Below are 15,218 nucleotides of genomic sequence, written 5' to 3'. Positions count from 1 at the left end.
TTTGTTTTAATCGCTATGCCCGGTATGGGGTTCGGTCAGGGGCGGTAAACGCAATTCGGATGAGCTGTCGAACACGTGGACCTTTTCCATGTCAAATGCGACATGGATAAAGCTGTCGACGGCATAGTCGGGGCGATCCATGGTGAAGATCTTGATCGGCTTGCCCGCCAGTGTGGCATGCACAAGGGTCGAAAGACCCATGGGTTCGATCAAGTCCACACGGGCCGGAAGGCCGTTTGCGGCATCTTGCACGATGGTGATGTGTTCGGGCCGGGCCCCAAGGGTGACGGGTTGATTGGTGCTTGCCCCTTGCGCGGGCAGGACCGGGACCAAAGACCCATCGGATAAACGAATACCCGCCCCCTGATCGCCATTATCGGCCGTGGTTTCATAGGCCCCTTCAAGGAAGTTCATGGCGGGGGAGCCGATGAAGCTGGCGACAAAGATGTTGGCGGGGCGGTCATAAATTTCGACTGGGCTTCCGACCTGCTGGATGATGCCGTCATGCATGGCGACAATCCGGTCGGCCATGGTCATGGCTTCGATCTGGTCATGGGTGACATAGACCGATGTCGCGCCAAGGCGATGATGTAGTTTGCGAATTTCGGTGCGCATTTGTTCGCGCAAGCGCGCATCAAGGTTTGAAAGCGGTTCATCAAACAAAAACGCTTGTGGTTTACGGACAATCGCCCGGCCCATGGCAACGCGTTGGCGCTGCCCACCCGAAAGTGCCTTGGGTCGGCGTTCAAGCAACGCGCTTAGGCCCAGAATATCGGCGACATTGCCAATGGCGTCGGCGATTTTATCCTTGGCAGTTTTGCGGAGTTTCAGCGCGTAACTCATATTTTCCGCGACCGACATATGCGGATAAAGCGCATAGGACTGAAACACCATGGCGATGTCGCGGTCTTTGGGTTGCAGGTCGTTAATCACGTCGCCGGCGATGGAAATATCGCCAGATGTGATGTCCTCTAGTCCGGCGATCATGCGCAAAAGCGTTGATTTCCCACAGCCAGAAGGCCCGACAAGGACAATGAACTCGCCGTCGCTGATGTTCAGGTTAATGCCGTGCAGGACATCAACTGCACCATAACTTTTGCGGGCATTTGCAATTTCAATAGAAGCCATAAAAGTCGTCCTCTTATCCTTTGACCGCACCTGCTGTCAGCCCCTGCACCAGATAACGCTGGATCAGCAGGAAGAACAGACAAGCGGGAATAAGTGCCAGCACACCAGCAGCCATCATCTGGCCGAAATCGACGCTGAATTTTGAAACGAATGACAAAAGCCCAACCGGGAAGGTCGAAGCAGACTCACTGCTGACCAGCATCAGGGCGAACAAAAGTTCGCTCCAAGCGGCGGTAAAGACAAAGCCAAGCGTTGCCGCAACACCCGGAAGGGTCAGGGGCAAAATGATCGCGCGAAAAGCTTCGAACCGTGTATTGCCGTCAATCATCGCGGCTTCTTCGAGGTCCTTGGGAATGCCGTCAAAGAATGACTGCATCAAGAAGGTCGCAAACGGCACATTAAAGGCGGTGTAAACAATGATCAGGCCGGTCAAACTGTCGGTCAGGCCAAGTGGGGCCAGAATTTTAAAGATCGGCGCGATCAGCATGACCAACGGGAACATCTGGGTGATCAACATCAGGGCAACGATGATCACCTTGCCGCGAAAGGCAAACCGCGAAAACGCATAGCCGGTCAGGGCGGCAATCACGGTTGTCACCGCGGCTGTTGTGCCCGCGACAATCACGGAATTCATGAAGTAATGGGGGAAGTTGCTTTGGGTGAGAACAAATGTGTAGTTCTCCCACGTGGTGCGTGACGGCCACATCCGAACACCTTCGGTATAGAGGATGTCGTTTGGCGTCACGGAAACCTTAAGCAACCAGTAAAGCGGGAACAGCGCAAACAGCACAAAGGCGGCAATCATCAGGTAATGACTGCCCCAATAGAGCATTTTACGCGTTGTTGTGTGTCCGGTCAGGGTCATTTGGAAATTTCCCTAGTTATCTGCGTGCGTCATGGCACGGCGCAAGCCAATCACAGCCAGGGCATACGCCAGCAACAAGACCAGAAGCACGGCCGCAATGGCGGATGCATATCCAAAGTCAAGTCGGCGGAAGGCCTGGGTAAAGATGTAAGAGGCGACAATCTGGGTGGAATCTGCCGGGCCGCCTTTGGTCATGACGACAATCAAATCGGCGAAATTGGCAATCCAGATGGTGCGCAACATCAAGGTGATGGCGATGGTGGGCGCAAGGAAGGGCAGGGTGATGCTGATGAATTGCTGACGTGTGGTTGCCCCATCAATCGAGGCTGCTTCGTACAGTTCCTTGGGGATGGACTGCAACGCGGCCAGCATCGTGATGGCAAAAAATGGGATGCCAAACCAGATATTGGCAATGATCGGCCCCCACATCGCAAGATCAGGATCAGAAAGGATATTAAACGGTTCAGCCATAAGGCCAAGGGATGTCAGCCAATGGGGCAAAGGCCCGACAACCGGGTTAAACATCCATGCCCAGTTTAAGCCCGACAGGAACGTTGGCACAGCCCACGGCAGAAACACAAGTGCCTGGATCAAGCGGCGGCCGACGAAATCGCGGTTAAGCAAAAGAGCAAGAATAAGACCAAGGCCAAACTGAAAAAACAGCGAGCCGAACGTCCACCATGCGGTATTGATCAGCGCGCCCAAGAAGGCCTGATCAGACATCAGGGTTTCAAAATGCGCGGTTCCGACAAAGCCGCCGCTAAACGGATTGAGGATACGGATATCGCGAAAGGCATAGCTCAGACCAAGGACGAGCGGCATCAACATAACCGCGAGGATCAGAACCAGTGCCGGCGAAACATAAAGATAGGGTTCGATGATACCGGACAACTTCTTGGAGAAGACACCCCGTCTTTCGACGGGGCGTTTTCCGGCGTGCGTTGCCAAGGTCACTGGTTTGCCTGCATCCATTTTTTCTGTGCAGCGGTCAGGTATTCTGCCCACTGATTGGCGAGTTCTTCGGGCGTGATCCGGCCCAGCATGGCTTCTTGGCTGGTGCGAATGACAAGGCTGTCTTTGAAGAAGGCGAATTCTTCAAGATGGGTCGGCATGACGGTCGGATAAACATCCGGGTCAGACAGTTCTGCGAACCAGCCTTCGAATTGCGGGCTGGCAAAGAACGGATCGCTTTCAGCGCCATCATGGATCGGCAGCGCGCCAATGCGTTTGTTCCAGGTAAGGTTGCTTTCCTTGGACTCAAGATGGGCAATCAAATCCCATGCTTCGTCTTTATGCTCGCTATTGGAAAACATCGACCAACCGGCATAGCCAATGGTCGGAAACGCTTTGCCAGACGGGCCTTTGGGCATGGTGGTGACGCCAAAGTCTTGTTCTTTCATGCGGCTTGAAATCGCAATCAGGGCGTCAGGATCCTGATCAAGCATCGCACAGGTGCCCGAATAGAAACCGGCAACAATTTCGTTAAAGCCCCAGTTCAGGCTGTCTTTCGGGGCAAGGCCGTCTTTGTAAATATCAATCAGATATTCAAGCCCGCTTTCCCAGCCGTCCGAGTTAAAGGTGCTTGAACCGTCCTCGGTGAAGAATTCATTCGATCCTGCGGCGGTCGCGCCAAACATCACCCAGCCATTCAGGCCGCCGGGCCCGCCGCGCATGCAATAGCCGGCCTTACCGGGAAGCGCGGATACCTTTTCGGCGGCGTCGCGGAAATCATCGAGTGTGACTGGAATGTCGGTGACGCCAGCTTCTTTGAACAATTTCTTGTTGTAAAACAGCGCACGCAGATAGAAGCCATACGGCAGCATATAGGCGGTATCATCGGTGGCGCGGGCAAATTGAAGGGCGCGGTCATTGAGCGTCTTGCCGCCTTCCCAGTCTTTGATATAGGGCTCAAGACTTTCAAGCGCGCCGTTCTTGGCATAAAGGGTTAGCCAGGTATCAGGCATTTCAACGATGTCAGGCGTTTGTCCCGCAGACACCATGGTGGCAAACTTTTCAAAGGCCTGCCCCCAGGGGAGTGATGTGATTTCAACGGTGACACCGGGATGGTCGGCTTCGTATTCGGCGATAAGCCCTTTGAGGGTTTCGGTGCGTTCCGGGCTGGTGATGACTTCGACCAGCTTTAAGGTGGTGTCGGCATAAGCCTGCCCTGTGAGTACAATAGAGGTCACACCTGCCAGTAGCGTTGTTTTCCAGTTCATTGTGAAGTTCCCTGTTTTTTAACGATGGTTTTTTACTTCAGGCTTGCCTCGATTGCAGAGGCCAGATCAGACCAAAGGTCGTCGGCACTTTCGAGGCCGATATGCAGACGCACCAGATTTTCGGGCACGCCAAAGCGTATCGCCGAATTTGGTCCGCCCACTTGCGCCCGCGTTACCAGCGCGGGGACAATCAGGCTTTCATGTCCGCCCCAGGACACGCCGATTTTGAAAAACCGTAGCGCATCGACAAAGGTCGGAATGTCGATTTCGGGTGAAAATTCGAATGAGAAAAGCCCAGACGATCCACTTAACCCCGGTGCGGCCGATGACATCAGGCCGGGGTAATGAACCGCGGTGACATGGGCGTGGTTCGCAAGGTTTTGGGCAATGATCATGGCCGAACGTTGATGTTCGCGCATGCGCGCCGGAAGGGTGCGCAAGCCGCGCAGCAACAACCAACTATCAAACGCCGACAGCTTTGACCCCAGATAGGGCAAGATGTTGGACCGCACATTGCCAACAAATTCCTTCGTCCCGGCAATCACCCCGGCGACGACATCGCTATGCCCGCCAAGATATTTCGACGCGGAATGAATGACCACGTCGCAGCCAAGTGTTGCGGGCTGGCAAAAGATTGGCGATGCCCAACTGTTGTCGATCATGGAAACGGCGCCATGTTCGCGCGCGATCGCACAGAGGGCGGCAATGTCGTGGGTGTGAAACGTCCAACTGGTGGGGGTTTCAAGATATAAAATCTTGGCGCCGGGCAGGGCGGCACGCACCGCATCAATATCGCGACCATCGACATAGTCGACCGACACATTCATGTCGCGCAGGAACATTTCGAAAAAACGGTAGGCATCGGGATAGCAATGTTCGACCGATACAATCCGGTCGCCGGGTTTAACAACCGATAGCACCGCCGATGAAATCGCGGCCATGCCACTGGCAAGGCCAAGGGCGTCTTCGGTTTTTTCAAGTTGGGCAATTTTTTCTTCGAATGCGCGCACGGTCGGGTTTAGCCCGCGTGAATAAACCGGGCGGACTTTACGCCCGGAATAGGTTTCGACCATGTCGTCGAAATCATCAAAGGTAAATAACGAGTTCTGAAAAATCGGTGGCACAACCGCATTGCCAAAGTGGCTTGCGTCATAGGCGACGATGCTTTCGGGGGCGGTAATCGGGGCTTTGGGGGCTTGGGATTTATTGTTGTTCTTCATCAGACATTCTCACGATATCGCGTTCGACGATTTCAAGGATGGCAAGGGTATGCTGGCGGGCTTGTTCGGGGTTTCCGGCAACAATTGCGTCAAACAGCATGCGGTGAAATTCAAAGGATTCACGCGCGAAATCAGGACGGTTAAACGGTTGGGCAAAGAAGCTTTCAAAGGCTTCGCGCATCTGGCTGAGAAGTTGCTCAAACAGGGGGTTGCCCGATGCGTTGTAAATCGACAGGTGAAAGACAAGGTCGGCCTGACCGGCGGTGCCAAATTCAAGATGTTCGGCCTCCATCGCATCAAGGGCGGCGCGCATTTTGTCGATGTCATCGGCGGTGGCGCGTTTGGCGGCCAGCATGCTGGCCTCAACCTCAAGCCCGCGGCGAACTTCAAGGGTTTGAAGCAGGCCATCACGCTGGGTGGCGATGGAAAGGGGCATGAACAGGGTCTTTTCCGAGACCTGCCGTTTCAGATAGGTGCCTGATCCGCGTTTGATTTCAACAATGCCCAAGGCCTGTAGATGGCCGATGGCTTCGCGGATGCTTGATCTGCCGACTTTCAGGCCCGCCATTAATTCACGTTCTGGCGGCAATTGGTCGCCGGGGACCAGATTGGAACGGACGATAAAATCGGTCAGGGATTCCAGGATCGCATCGCGACGCCCAGATGTTTGTATTGGTCGAATTGTAGCCCCATCCGCTTGCGGCACATCACACCTATTTGCTTGTCACAACGGGTCTGAGGAAGCTGAAATCATTCATTTTTGGTCAGCCATCAGACGTCAGACCAATTTTTGTTTTGAACCGGTTCAAGTCAAGCAAAAATTTAAAATCGCCTTGCAACGTGCAATCAAGAATGGAGGTGGTGGTCGTTACCTTTGCCCTGAAAATCGGCAAGGGTGTGCGCTGTCTGGCCGAATTGGAAGGTGGCCTGCAGATGCGTAATTACCTGAACTTTAAGCTGCCGAAAACAGCGTGTAATCCGTGGTCAAAGATGTGGATGGTTGAATTGCCGTTAGAGTCGACGGCATGAAAATGGGGTGTTGGGGGCTGAAACGGAACTGCGCTTTTGGCGTTTGAACGCCAGAAAGTCGGGGCTACTTTAGGGCTTTCTTTAACCGCGTCCCGATTTAACGGTCAATAGCGCAGCTTCAGGCCAAATTTTTCGACCAACTCGCCATAGGTGCCGGTCGTTTTGACGGTGTTGAGTGCGACGTTAAAGCGTTTGAGCAGGACGTCGTTTTGGGGGAAGGTTTGCGCGGTCATTAAATATAGCCCAGCCCCTTCGACCAATGGTTTGTCGAGCGTATAGAAATGGGCGACTTCCTCAGGCGGGAACAGGGTTTTGATTTGATGCCAGCCCATGGTGGTGGCGGTGGAAAACAGATCGATGCGCCCGGCTTTGAGGCGGCGGAAATTCTGTTCTTCGGAATTGGCATAATCGACATCAAGCCCGGCCTGTTCAAACCACGGTTCATAGTAATAGCCATTGATGCCACCAATCCGATAGCCGCGCAGATCGGTCAGTTCATCAAACGTGGCGCGGGGTTTGTGCCCGTCGGCGTCATAACCAAAAAAGTGGGAATCCTGCAAATAGATCGGTTCGGAAAAGGCAAAGGTCTTTTCGCGGTCTTCGGTCTTGCGATAGGGAATTGCGCCCCAGGCATCGTGATTTTCGACCTGTTTTTCACAGCGCAGCCACGGCAGAATTTTGAATTCAAACCGAACGCCCATTTCCTTGCCAATTTCGTCAAACAGGGCGGGCAGGAAACTGTTTTGCACATCCTCGGTCACATAGGGCGGATAGATGTTGCTGACCACCACAAGGGATTGCTGTGCCTTTGCACCCATGCTGCCAATAAGCATCAGGCAGACAAATGCAACAATCTGTACGATACGGTGCATGTGGACCTCATGTAAGCGAACAAACGCAGTCTTTTCAGATGGGGCGTTTGTTGCGCATTTACATCACGTCGCATGAATTTATCGGATGGTGTGGCTGCTGTTGCAGTTGTTGCCACTGTTGCTGTTGCGGCTGTTGCCGCCGGGGCCGTTTATGGCGGATTAACCATCGGCCTTGGCATTTGCTTGGCGGGTCAGTTCGCCAAGATAGACCAAAAGATCGGCGATGCTTTGCGGTGTTAAGGTGAATTCCGGCATGGTCATGTCATCATGGGAAACCGAAATACCTTCGGCCAGGGCTTCTTCCAGGTTTTCAAGCGGCCAGCGTTGCCCGAAACTTGCCAAGGGCGGGGCACTTGTCACATCGGGATTGGGCAGGGGATCACCGGCAAATTTGGTGTGACAGCGCAGGCAGGTCTGTTCGGCAATGGCTTGGCCGCGCGTGACATCACCGTGTTCTTCGCCCTTGCGTGACATGTAATCACCAATGCCCCACAGGCCCGCCGCGACAACGCCGGTGGCAAGAATGACAAGGCTAATTTTTTGCAAAGGTGATCTCCCTTAAACGGTTGGTTTGCATTATTGGTTTGCGGTGTTGGTTTGCACTGTATCGGGGCATGGTAACGAATTTCCTAAAACCATATCGGCGGCACAAAAAAGGGCGGAGTTTCCCCCGCCCTTTGAGTTTTAGATGATGTTTGTGCGGCCATTCCCTATTCGCGGAACTTTTCGCGGGCTGGGCTGCCGCCTGCGCCACGACCGCGTTTAAGGCTGGGCAAGGCCAGCATCGCCAAAACGAACAATCCGGTCGCCAGTTTCAGGTCGGGCGGGGGCATGCCCGCCGCCAAGCACAGCGAAACCAGTTGGTAGTAAATGATCGCCCCGACAAACGGTGCGAGCAATTGCCGCCAGACTGATTTTTTGCCGACAACCGCCTCGCCAATCATAAGGGCGGCAAGGCCGTTAATCAGAATGCCAAGCCCCATATTCACATCGGCAAAGCCCTGTGACTGGACCATCAGCGCGCCACTGGTGGCGGAAAAGGCACTGGCAAGGCCGACACCGACAATGGTCGATACCCAGACAGAAATGCCTTGTGCCTCTGCCATGGCCGGGTTGGAGCCAACCGCACGAAGGGCCGTTCCCTTTTCGGTTTTAAAGAACCAGTTCAGGGCCAAAAATACCGCCGCACCAATCAGCCCGGCGACGATGATCTTGCTGACCGGGAAGCCCGGGGTGACAAACGGTGCCCAGTTATAGACGCTGTCTGATCCAAAGATCGACAGGTTCGATTTGCCCATGATCCGCAGATTGATGCTGTAAAGCATCGTCATCATCAAGATCCCGGCAAGCAATGTATGAATGCGAAACCGCAGATGAATAAGGGCGGTACAGCAGCCCGCCAAAAAGCCACAGGCAAGAGCGGCCAAAATCGCAAGGGCCGGGTTGACCCCGGCGGCAATCAAAACCCCACAGATACAACCGCCCAGCGGATAGGCGCCTTCGCTGGTTAAATCGGGGAATTGCAGGGTGCGAAACGGGATCATGATCCCCATCACGACAAATGCCAGAATGAAACTTTGGGCAAGTGTGACGGGCACGAGTGCCACATAGCTTGTGAAGGTCGAAGAAATGAATTCCATCATAATAGTTTATCCGCCCCTACGCGCCCAACATCATGGCATCGGTTTTGACCGCGAAATGGTCCACCAGTTTTGCCACCGTGACATTGGCCTTATCTTCGCCGCCAATTTCCAATTTGACCCGACCGGCATCCAGCATGATGACCCGGTGACCAAAATCAACCGCATGGGCCATGTTATGGGTCACCATCAATGTCGTCAGTTTTAGTGTATCGACCGCACGCACGGTGGCCTGCATGACAAGGTCGGCTGTGCGCGGATCAAGGGCCGCGGTATGTTCATCAAGCAACAATAAATCCGGCGATCCGCCGACCGCCATGATCAGCGATAAGGATTGGCGCTGCCCGCCAGACAGCAATTCAACCTTGGTATCAAGGCGGTTTTCAAGGCCAAGACCAAGGGCCGAAAGGCGGTCCTTATAGTCGGCCAGACGTTTGGCATTTAGCCCGCGCGACAGGGTGCGTTTGGAACTGCGCAAATCGGCAAGTAGCATATTTTCCGCAACGGTCATGCTGGCCGCGGTGCCAAGCATCGGGTCCTGAAACACGCGTGCGATACGCTTGGCGCGCAGATGGACCGGGGTGTTGGTGACGTCATCGCCGTTAATGGCGATTTGGCCGCTATCAAGGGGAAGGGCCCCTGATACGGCATTGAGCATGGTACTTTTGCCCGCACCGTTTGATCCGATGACAACGCCGAATTCGCCGGTTTGAAGCGTCAGGTCAAGGTTATCAAGTGCGACTTTTTCATCCGGCTGACCGGCATAAAAGACTTTTCGTGCAGATCGGATTTCAAGCATCCGTCTTCTCCTTGGGGCATGATGCCAATGACAAAAAAGCAAAAGATATTTGGCACCTGCCCGAATGGCATTGGCGCCGACGGGGGGACCCGCGCGGCGCCAATCTGTGTTTAGGGTCGGGCGAAGTTAGTCGACAATGCAGCCGCAATCGTCAAAGGATGCCGGGATTTCAACACCAAAGGCCGCAGAAGCCGATTTTGAAATCAGCGGCGCATGGGTTTCATAGGTCGGCGCAGACGGCGGAATATCTGCCGGTGATTTGCCGTTCAGGATTTCTGCGGCGATTTTACCGGCATTCAGGCCAACCTGCTTATAATCGACCGAGAAACTGGCCGGGACGGTGCCATCGGCAACGGCTGAGCTATCGGAATTGACAATCGGCACACCGATCTGGCGTGCGGCCGCCGACACAGCGGCAATTGCCGGCTGGATCAGGTTGGATGCCGGGGTATAAATGACGTCGGCCTTACCGGCGACGGATGTGATGCGCTGCAAGATGTCATTGACGTTATCAATGCCCACCGGCACGACCGAGAAACCAGCCGCCGGGGCCAATTCTTCGACTTTTTCAAGCAAGGCGACATCGTTTGCTTCGCCCGGGTTATAGGGCACAGCAAGACGTTTGGCATCGGGCAGGAATTTACGTGTGAATTCCAGAACCGCTGCGATGTCTTGCAAATCCGATGCGCCGGTCATGTTTTTATCGCCTTCATCCCAAGACGGGACCAGTTTGGCGGCAACCGGATCGGTGACAGCGGAAAAGACGATTGGAATGCCCGATCCAGCCAAAAGTTGTTTGGCGATCTGGGACACCGGGGTGGTGACGGTATAGATCAGTTTGGGACTTTCAGCCTGCAACTTCGTGATCATTTGGGGGACCAAAGATGCATCAAAGTTGGTGTGGCTTTCGGAATAGGTAACGTCGGTTCCGTCGACAAAGCCGTTTTCGCTCATGCCTTCCTTAAAGCCCGCAATCGCGGCGTTCAGCTGCGGATGTTCGCCAAAATTGGCGATGCCAACCTTGATGGTGTCCGCCGACGCGCTGCTCATGGCGGCAAAAAGGCTGCCTGCGACGACCAAGCCGGACAAAAGACCCGATTTGTTGATTTTCATTGTCAGAAACTCCCTCATTTTTTTGAACCGGCATGTTTGAACTGCCAATCGTGTCGCGGATCATGCGAAGTTCCGACAGGGGCGTCAATAAGATGTATGGGTGAAATGCCCTTAAAGCGCAGAAAAAGCCCGGCTTGAGATCGAAACCGAATTGCCAGCCGGGTCTTTCATATTGGCAAAGCCATACCCATCCGCCTGATGCAGCGCCCCAACCTTAATGCCGCGTTCGATCAATTGGCTGCGCGTGTGTTCAACGTCACGGACATCAAACACCAACTTTATCAGGGACTGCCCGGCGCGTTGTCCCTTGCTTGCGGGATGAAGCATCAAGATCAGGCCGCCATGTGCGGGGGTGAGTTCAACAATGCGGTCACCGTCTTTCTGATCGGCGTGATAGCCAAAGTGATCGGTATAAAACTGCACCATTGCATCGATATTCTTGCAATAGATCACAATGCGGCTGCACGGACCGGTGGAAACAGGGCGCATGTCGGGATCGGTTTTTGCCATCATTTGGGGCCCTAAATTCCGCGATAATCAAAACACCGCAATGTTAGACCGGCAGTTTGGGCGTGCCAATTGTTATGTCCGTTTTTGGGAGCGGAGGTTTCTGGGGCAGGGGGCTTTGCGGCGCCCTGACATGCCAAAGGCGATCCCAAGTCGCGTGATCTGGGATCGCCTTTTGGGGCAAAGATAACGCTGCCATTATGATGAAGCAGACGTGTTATTTTGATCCGGATTGATCGGCTGGGGCTGGCCAACCACATAGAAGCTTTGGACCGCCAATCCGGCCTCGGCGGTGGCAAGGGCGCGGCTGGCATCAAAGGGCTTGGTATCCTTCATAAAGTTGGCCGCGATGTTAAGCTGTTGAATGGTGGCATCAAGGGGCATCAGAACCTGAATGGTGCCCAAACTTGTTTGCGCCATTTCCGGGGCAGCTTTATCGGCCTTTTGGGTCGTGTCCGATGCCTTGGTTGCGGTTGCTTTCGATGCTGCTGCGCTGGTTTGATCGGCTGAGGCGGATGCGGGCACAAGCACGTTTTCATCCACGATTTGCTCGACATTGATGGTCAGGATGCCTTTGGCACCGTCTTTTTTGATATCAGACAGCGACTTCTGCGCTTGATTGATCAGCGTGGTCGCGTGGTCGATGTCTTCGGCGGCGATGGCGATGCGTGCGGCGCGCACTTTCTGGATCGCCTGAAACGCTTGTTCGCTGTATTTGGCGTTTATCGCGGCTTGTTTTTCATCTTGTTTATGCGCGGCCTTGGCTTTGATTTGATTAAGGTCCTGTGCGCGTTTGGCTTCGCGGGCGTTATCGTTGCTTGCGGCATTGGCGATAATCGGGGTCATGGTTGTTGCAGCAATCCCGGCAATCAATGTGACCATGGCGACTTTGCGAATAGGGTTTTTCATGGTTCTTATCCTTTGCGAAACACGGAAAGATCTGTTTTCGCCCGTTCGGTCCTCGGAAATCGTTTATGGGGATCGGCGGGGGCCAATTTGTTGTTGGCTGCTGTGATCTTTGCATCAGCCGTGCCAAGTCATAAGTCTTTGATTTATAGGGATTTTGGTTGGTGGTCGCTTGGCTGGTCGGGCAAAGTGGGGGTTATTTCCCCCACTTGGTGGTTGTTGATTTTGGGATGTTGGCGAGGTGGCGAGGTGGCGCGGTGGCTAAATCTGGCGGATGGGCGGTTGCCCCAGATGGCGGCGTGAGCCCGCCTTTGACGCAAAAAAAAACCGGGTGCAAAGGCACCCGGTGAAGTTTGACAAGGGACAGACAAAAAAGTCTAGGGAGCAGAGGGGGTATTAGACGTCAGGTACGAAGGTCACGGTTTGCAGGCTCAGCCCATGTTCAAGGTTGGCAAGAGCGTGTTTTGCGGCGTTCCGGTTGCTGTTGATCAGTTCCTGGTGAGCGAGGTTGAGCAAACTTTTGGCGGTGCCAAATGACATATTCACGTTGGTCACGCCGATGTCGGTGATAACCGGCTGAAGGACAGTTTCAGGGTCGCCAGCGCTGTTTTTAACCTGCGATTCAAGGACGTCCTGATTGACCGTCATTTGTTTGGCGATGATGAGGTTGCCGGCACCACCTTTATTGTAGATGTCACTGGCAAGGGCGCGGGCTTCGTTCAGCGCTTTTTTGGCGGTGACAATATCATTGCGGTCAAGGGCAACGCGGGCTTCATGGGCTTTTGCCATGATGATCGAACCCTGGGCGGCAAATTGCTGGGAGTCCTTCGGCGCCGCTTTGACTGGGGTCTGGTGTGCTTTCCAGATGTCATATTCTTTGCGTGCGCTGTGGCCGTTGGTGTTGTTTGGAACAAACTCGGTCTGCGCTGCGGGCGCTTGCGTTTCGGCAGCGTTTGCGATGACAGGGGACAAAACTGCGCCAGATACGCCCAAAGCCAGTACTGCAGCAGCGAATTTGTTTGTAAAGTTTTGCATTTTTCCGTTCCTTTAAAGACACTCGATGAAAGATTCCCAGAAGGTCCGTGACAGTGTGTTGGTCGGTGGTCCGTTCCGGCGTTGTCTTAACGGCAACTGTCATAATCATTGCACTTGGCATGCCAATTCATAAGTCATTGAAAATAAACAAATAAGTAAAATTCTGGCACGGGGATGAGGACGCAGTGGTGGTTATTCCCACCATGGTTGGGGGCATAGGACCAGGGTGGTGCACGGGGTTTGCCCAAACTGGCATGCTGGGGAATTGCGTTATGTCGGAATTGGCGCGCTAAGACATTTGCGTGCCAGTGTGGCCCACAAACAAAACGTGCCAGATGGGGAATGTCTGGCACGTTGTAAAAATTGGCTGTTGGTCGTTGGGGGATGGCGTTTGGGGCCGGATGTTACGACTGATTTTGTTCGATCAGGCGATCCAGATTATATTTGCGAATGCGATAGCGCAGGGTTTCGCGCGTCGTGCCCAAAATACGCACCGCGCCCATGACATTGTAGTTTTGCCGTTCCAATGCGGTTCGGATGATCTGTTCTTCCATGCCCTCAAGGGTCAGTGACCCATCCAGCGGCAATTTGATCACATCTTCTTCGTCGGTCGCAGACGCAGCATCGGGGCGCGCGGTCGGCGTAGGCGATGTCACGGATGTTGTTGCTGCTGAGGAGGACGCGGAGGGCGTGGATGGCGCAGACGCGGGACCGCCCGGAAGCCCCAGCCACTCGGCGGTCAGTTCCGGCCCGGTTGCCAGCATCACGGACCGTTCAATAACGTTGCGCAGTTCACGCACATTCCCCGGCCAGCGATAGGCACAAAGACGGTCCAACACGTCACCTGGTAAGATATGCACATTCTTGCCGATGCGCCGGCTAAATTCCGACATCAGGCTTTCGACGATCAGTTTGATGTCGTCTTTGCGGTCATGCAGGCTGGGCAGGCTAAGTTCAAACACCGAAATACGGTGATACAGGTCGCTGCGAAATTCGCCGCGATCCGATGCACCGCGCAAATCCCGGTTGGATGCGGCGATCAGCTGAATATTGACCGATATTTTTTGCTCTCCGCCAACCCGGCGAAAGCTTTGTTCTTCAATCGCGGTCAGAAGTTTTGCCTGAAGGCCAATGTCCATTTCGCCGATTTCATCAAGAAACAGCGTCCCGCCATCGGCCTGTTCCATCAGGCCACGATGTTTGCCTTTGGCCCCGGTAAACGCGCCGGGTTCATGACCAAAAAGTTCTGATTCCAGCATGTCCTTGGGGATGGCGGCACAGTTGATGTCAATAAATGGGCCTTCGCGGCAGGTGCCCGAATAATGCAGGATTTTGGCAACCAGTCCCTTGCCCGTACCGGTTTCCCCGCCGATCAGAATGCTTGATAGGGGGATTTGCACCAGTTGGGACAGCATCTTGCGCACCTGCTCGGCGGCGGGGCTGCTGCCAAGGTAGCTATCGGGGTGATATTTACGGGCTTGGGAATTGGTGGTGTCTTCAATACGCTGGCTGGCCTTGGCCCCGCGACTGGCCGCGGCAATGGTCAGATCAAGTTTATGGTAATCAAGCGGCTTGGCCAGAAAATCAAGCGCGCCCAGTTCCAATGCCCGCTTCACATCATGTTTGGTGCCATAGCCCGACAGGAAAATCCATTCCGACTTGCAGTCGGCTTGCCGTGCTTCGGCCAGGAAATCCAAGCCATTGCCATCAGGCAGATTCATATCGGACAACACAATGGCCGGGCGATGCCCTATTTCAAGGATCAAACGGCGCGCATCGGCCAAGTTGGGCGATAAGGTAACTTGCCATCCTTCGCGTTCGAACCGGCGTTTAAGCTCGCTGCCCAAAAGTCTTTCATCTTCAATGATGGTCATTGAACGCATCG

The 15,218-nt window shown here is 54.2% G+C and carries 16 protein-coding genes; 1 reads left to right on the top strand and 15 read right to left on the bottom strand.

The genetic code is table 11. The features are described from left to right. Positions 1-6: 6 nt before the first annotated feature. From HCZ99_RS06200 to HCZ99_RS06175, 6 genes are read right to left on the bottom strand one after another with little or no spacing between them, the layout of a single operon-like run. The gene (locus HCZ99_RS06200) at positions 7-1,128 is read right to left on the bottom strand and encodes an ABC transporter ATP-binding protein (RefSeq protein WP_167446097.1); all 1,122 of its coding nucleotides are present in this window, start codon (positions 1,126-1,128) and stop codon (positions 7-9) included. A gap of 13 nt (positions 1,129-1,141) precedes the next feature. Beyond that, positions 1,142-1,993, bottom strand: a complete 852-nt coding sequence (locus tag HCZ99_RS06195) for a carbohydrate ABC transporter permease (protein WP_254869488.1) — start codon at positions 1,991-1,993, stop codon at positions 1,142-1,144. 12 nt (positions 1,994-2,005) lie between these two features. Then, positions 2,006-2,965, bottom strand: a complete 960-nt coding sequence (locus tag HCZ99_RS06190; RefSeq protein ID WP_167446096.1) for a carbohydrate ABC transporter permease — start codon at positions 2,963-2,965, stop codon at positions 2,006-2,008. Then, complete coding sequence (locus tag HCZ99_RS06185; RefSeq protein WP_167446095.1) at positions 2,944-4,212, bottom strand: ABC transporter substrate-binding protein; 1,269 nt, start codon at positions 4,210-4,212, stop codon at positions 2,944-2,946. The genes HCZ99_RS06190 and HCZ99_RS06185 overlap by 22 nt, the downstream gene beginning before the upstream one ends. Positions 4,213-4,244: 32 nt before the next feature. After that, on the bottom strand, positions 4,245-5,432 hold the full coding sequence (locus HCZ99_RS06180) for a PLP-dependent transferase (protein ID WP_167446094.1): 1,188 nt from the start codon (positions 5,430-5,432) through the stop codon (positions 4,245-4,247). Then, the gene (locus HCZ99_RS06175; protein ID WP_217701465.1) at positions 5,416-6,138 is read right to left on the bottom strand and encodes a FadR/GntR family transcriptional regulator; all 723 of its coding nucleotides are present in this window, start codon (positions 6,136-6,138) and stop codon (positions 5,416-5,418) included. The genes HCZ99_RS06180 and HCZ99_RS06175 overlap by 17 nt, the downstream gene beginning before the upstream one ends. A gap of 155 nt (positions 6,139-6,293) precedes the next feature. On the opposite strand from HCZ99_RS06175, the gene HCZ99_RS06170 reads away from it, so the two are divergent. Next, positions 6,294-6,461: a hypothetical protein gene (locus HCZ99_RS06170; protein ID WP_167446093.1), complete on the top strand. Its 168-nt coding sequence runs from the start codon at positions 6,294-6,296 to the stop codon at positions 6,459-6,461. Positions 6,462-6,565: 104 nt separating this feature from the next. Here HCZ99_RS06170 and HCZ99_RS06165 read toward each other — a convergent pair whose 3' ends face one another. The 9 genes from HCZ99_RS06165 to HCZ99_RS06125 all read right to left on the bottom strand — a co-directional run bounded on the left by HCZ99_RS06165 (position 6,566) and on the right by HCZ99_RS06125 (position 15,216). Then, positions 6,566-7,333 (bottom strand): substrate-binding periplasmic protein, encoded by a 768-nt coding sequence (locus tag HCZ99_RS06165; protein WP_167446092.1) that lies wholly within the window; start codon positions 7,331-7,333, stop codon positions 6,566-6,568. Positions 7,334-7,492: 159 nt separating this feature from the next. Then, entirely contained in the window at positions 7,493-7,879 is a 387-nt protein-coding gene (locus HCZ99_RS06160) for a c-type cytochrome (RefSeq protein ID WP_167446091.1), read from the bottom strand. 164 nt (positions 7,880-8,043) lie between these two features. Next, positions 8,044-8,976 (bottom strand): ABC transporter permease, encoded by a 933-nt coding sequence (locus HCZ99_RS06155; RefSeq protein WP_217701464.1) that lies wholly within the window; start codon positions 8,974-8,976, stop codon positions 8,044-8,046. 16 nt (positions 8,977-8,992) lie between these two features. Then, positions 8,993-9,772, bottom strand: coding sequence for an ABC transporter ATP-binding protein (locus HCZ99_RS06150; protein WP_167446090.1), 780 nt, complete (start codon positions 9,770-9,772; stop codon positions 8,993-8,995). A gap of 126 nt (positions 9,773-9,898) precedes the next feature. Next, positions 9,899-10,885 carry an ABC transporter substrate-binding protein gene (locus HCZ99_RS06145; RefSeq protein WP_167446089.1) on the bottom strand — a complete coding sequence of 329 codons (987 nt, stop codon included), beginning with the start codon at positions 10,883-10,885 and terminating at the stop codon, positions 9,899-9,901. A gap of 111 nt (positions 10,886-10,996) precedes the next feature. After that, on the bottom strand, positions 10,997-11,398 hold the full coding sequence (locus tag HCZ99_RS06140; RefSeq protein ID WP_254869487.1) for a VOC family protein: 402 nt from the start codon (positions 11,396-11,398) through the stop codon (positions 10,997-10,999). A 192-nt stretch (positions 11,399-11,590) separates the two neighbouring features. Next, positions 11,591-12,301, bottom strand: a complete 711-nt coding sequence (locus HCZ99_RS06135) for a YfdX family protein (protein WP_167446088.1) — start codon at positions 12,299-12,301, stop codon at positions 11,591-11,593. 393 nt (positions 12,302-12,694) lie between these two features. After that, complete coding sequence (locus HCZ99_RS06130; protein ID WP_167446087.1) at positions 12,695-13,333, bottom strand: YfdX family protein; 639 nt, start codon at positions 13,331-13,333, stop codon at positions 12,695-12,697. A gap of 404 nt (positions 13,334-13,737) precedes the next feature. Beyond that, a complete protein-coding gene (locus HCZ99_RS06125; protein WP_167446086.1) occupies positions 13,738-15,216 on the bottom strand; it encodes a sigma-54-dependent transcriptional regulator in 1,479 nt (492 codons plus the stop codon). Positions 15,217-15,218: the final 2 nt, after the last annotated feature.

The organism is Thalassospira lucentensis, from assembly GCF_011806425.1.
Classification (GTDB): domain Bacteria; phylum Pseudomonadota; class Alphaproteobacteria; order Rhodospirillales; family Thalassospiraceae; genus Thalassospira; species Thalassospira lucentensis_B.
This window is presented reverse-complemented; position numbering and strand designations above follow the sequence as displayed.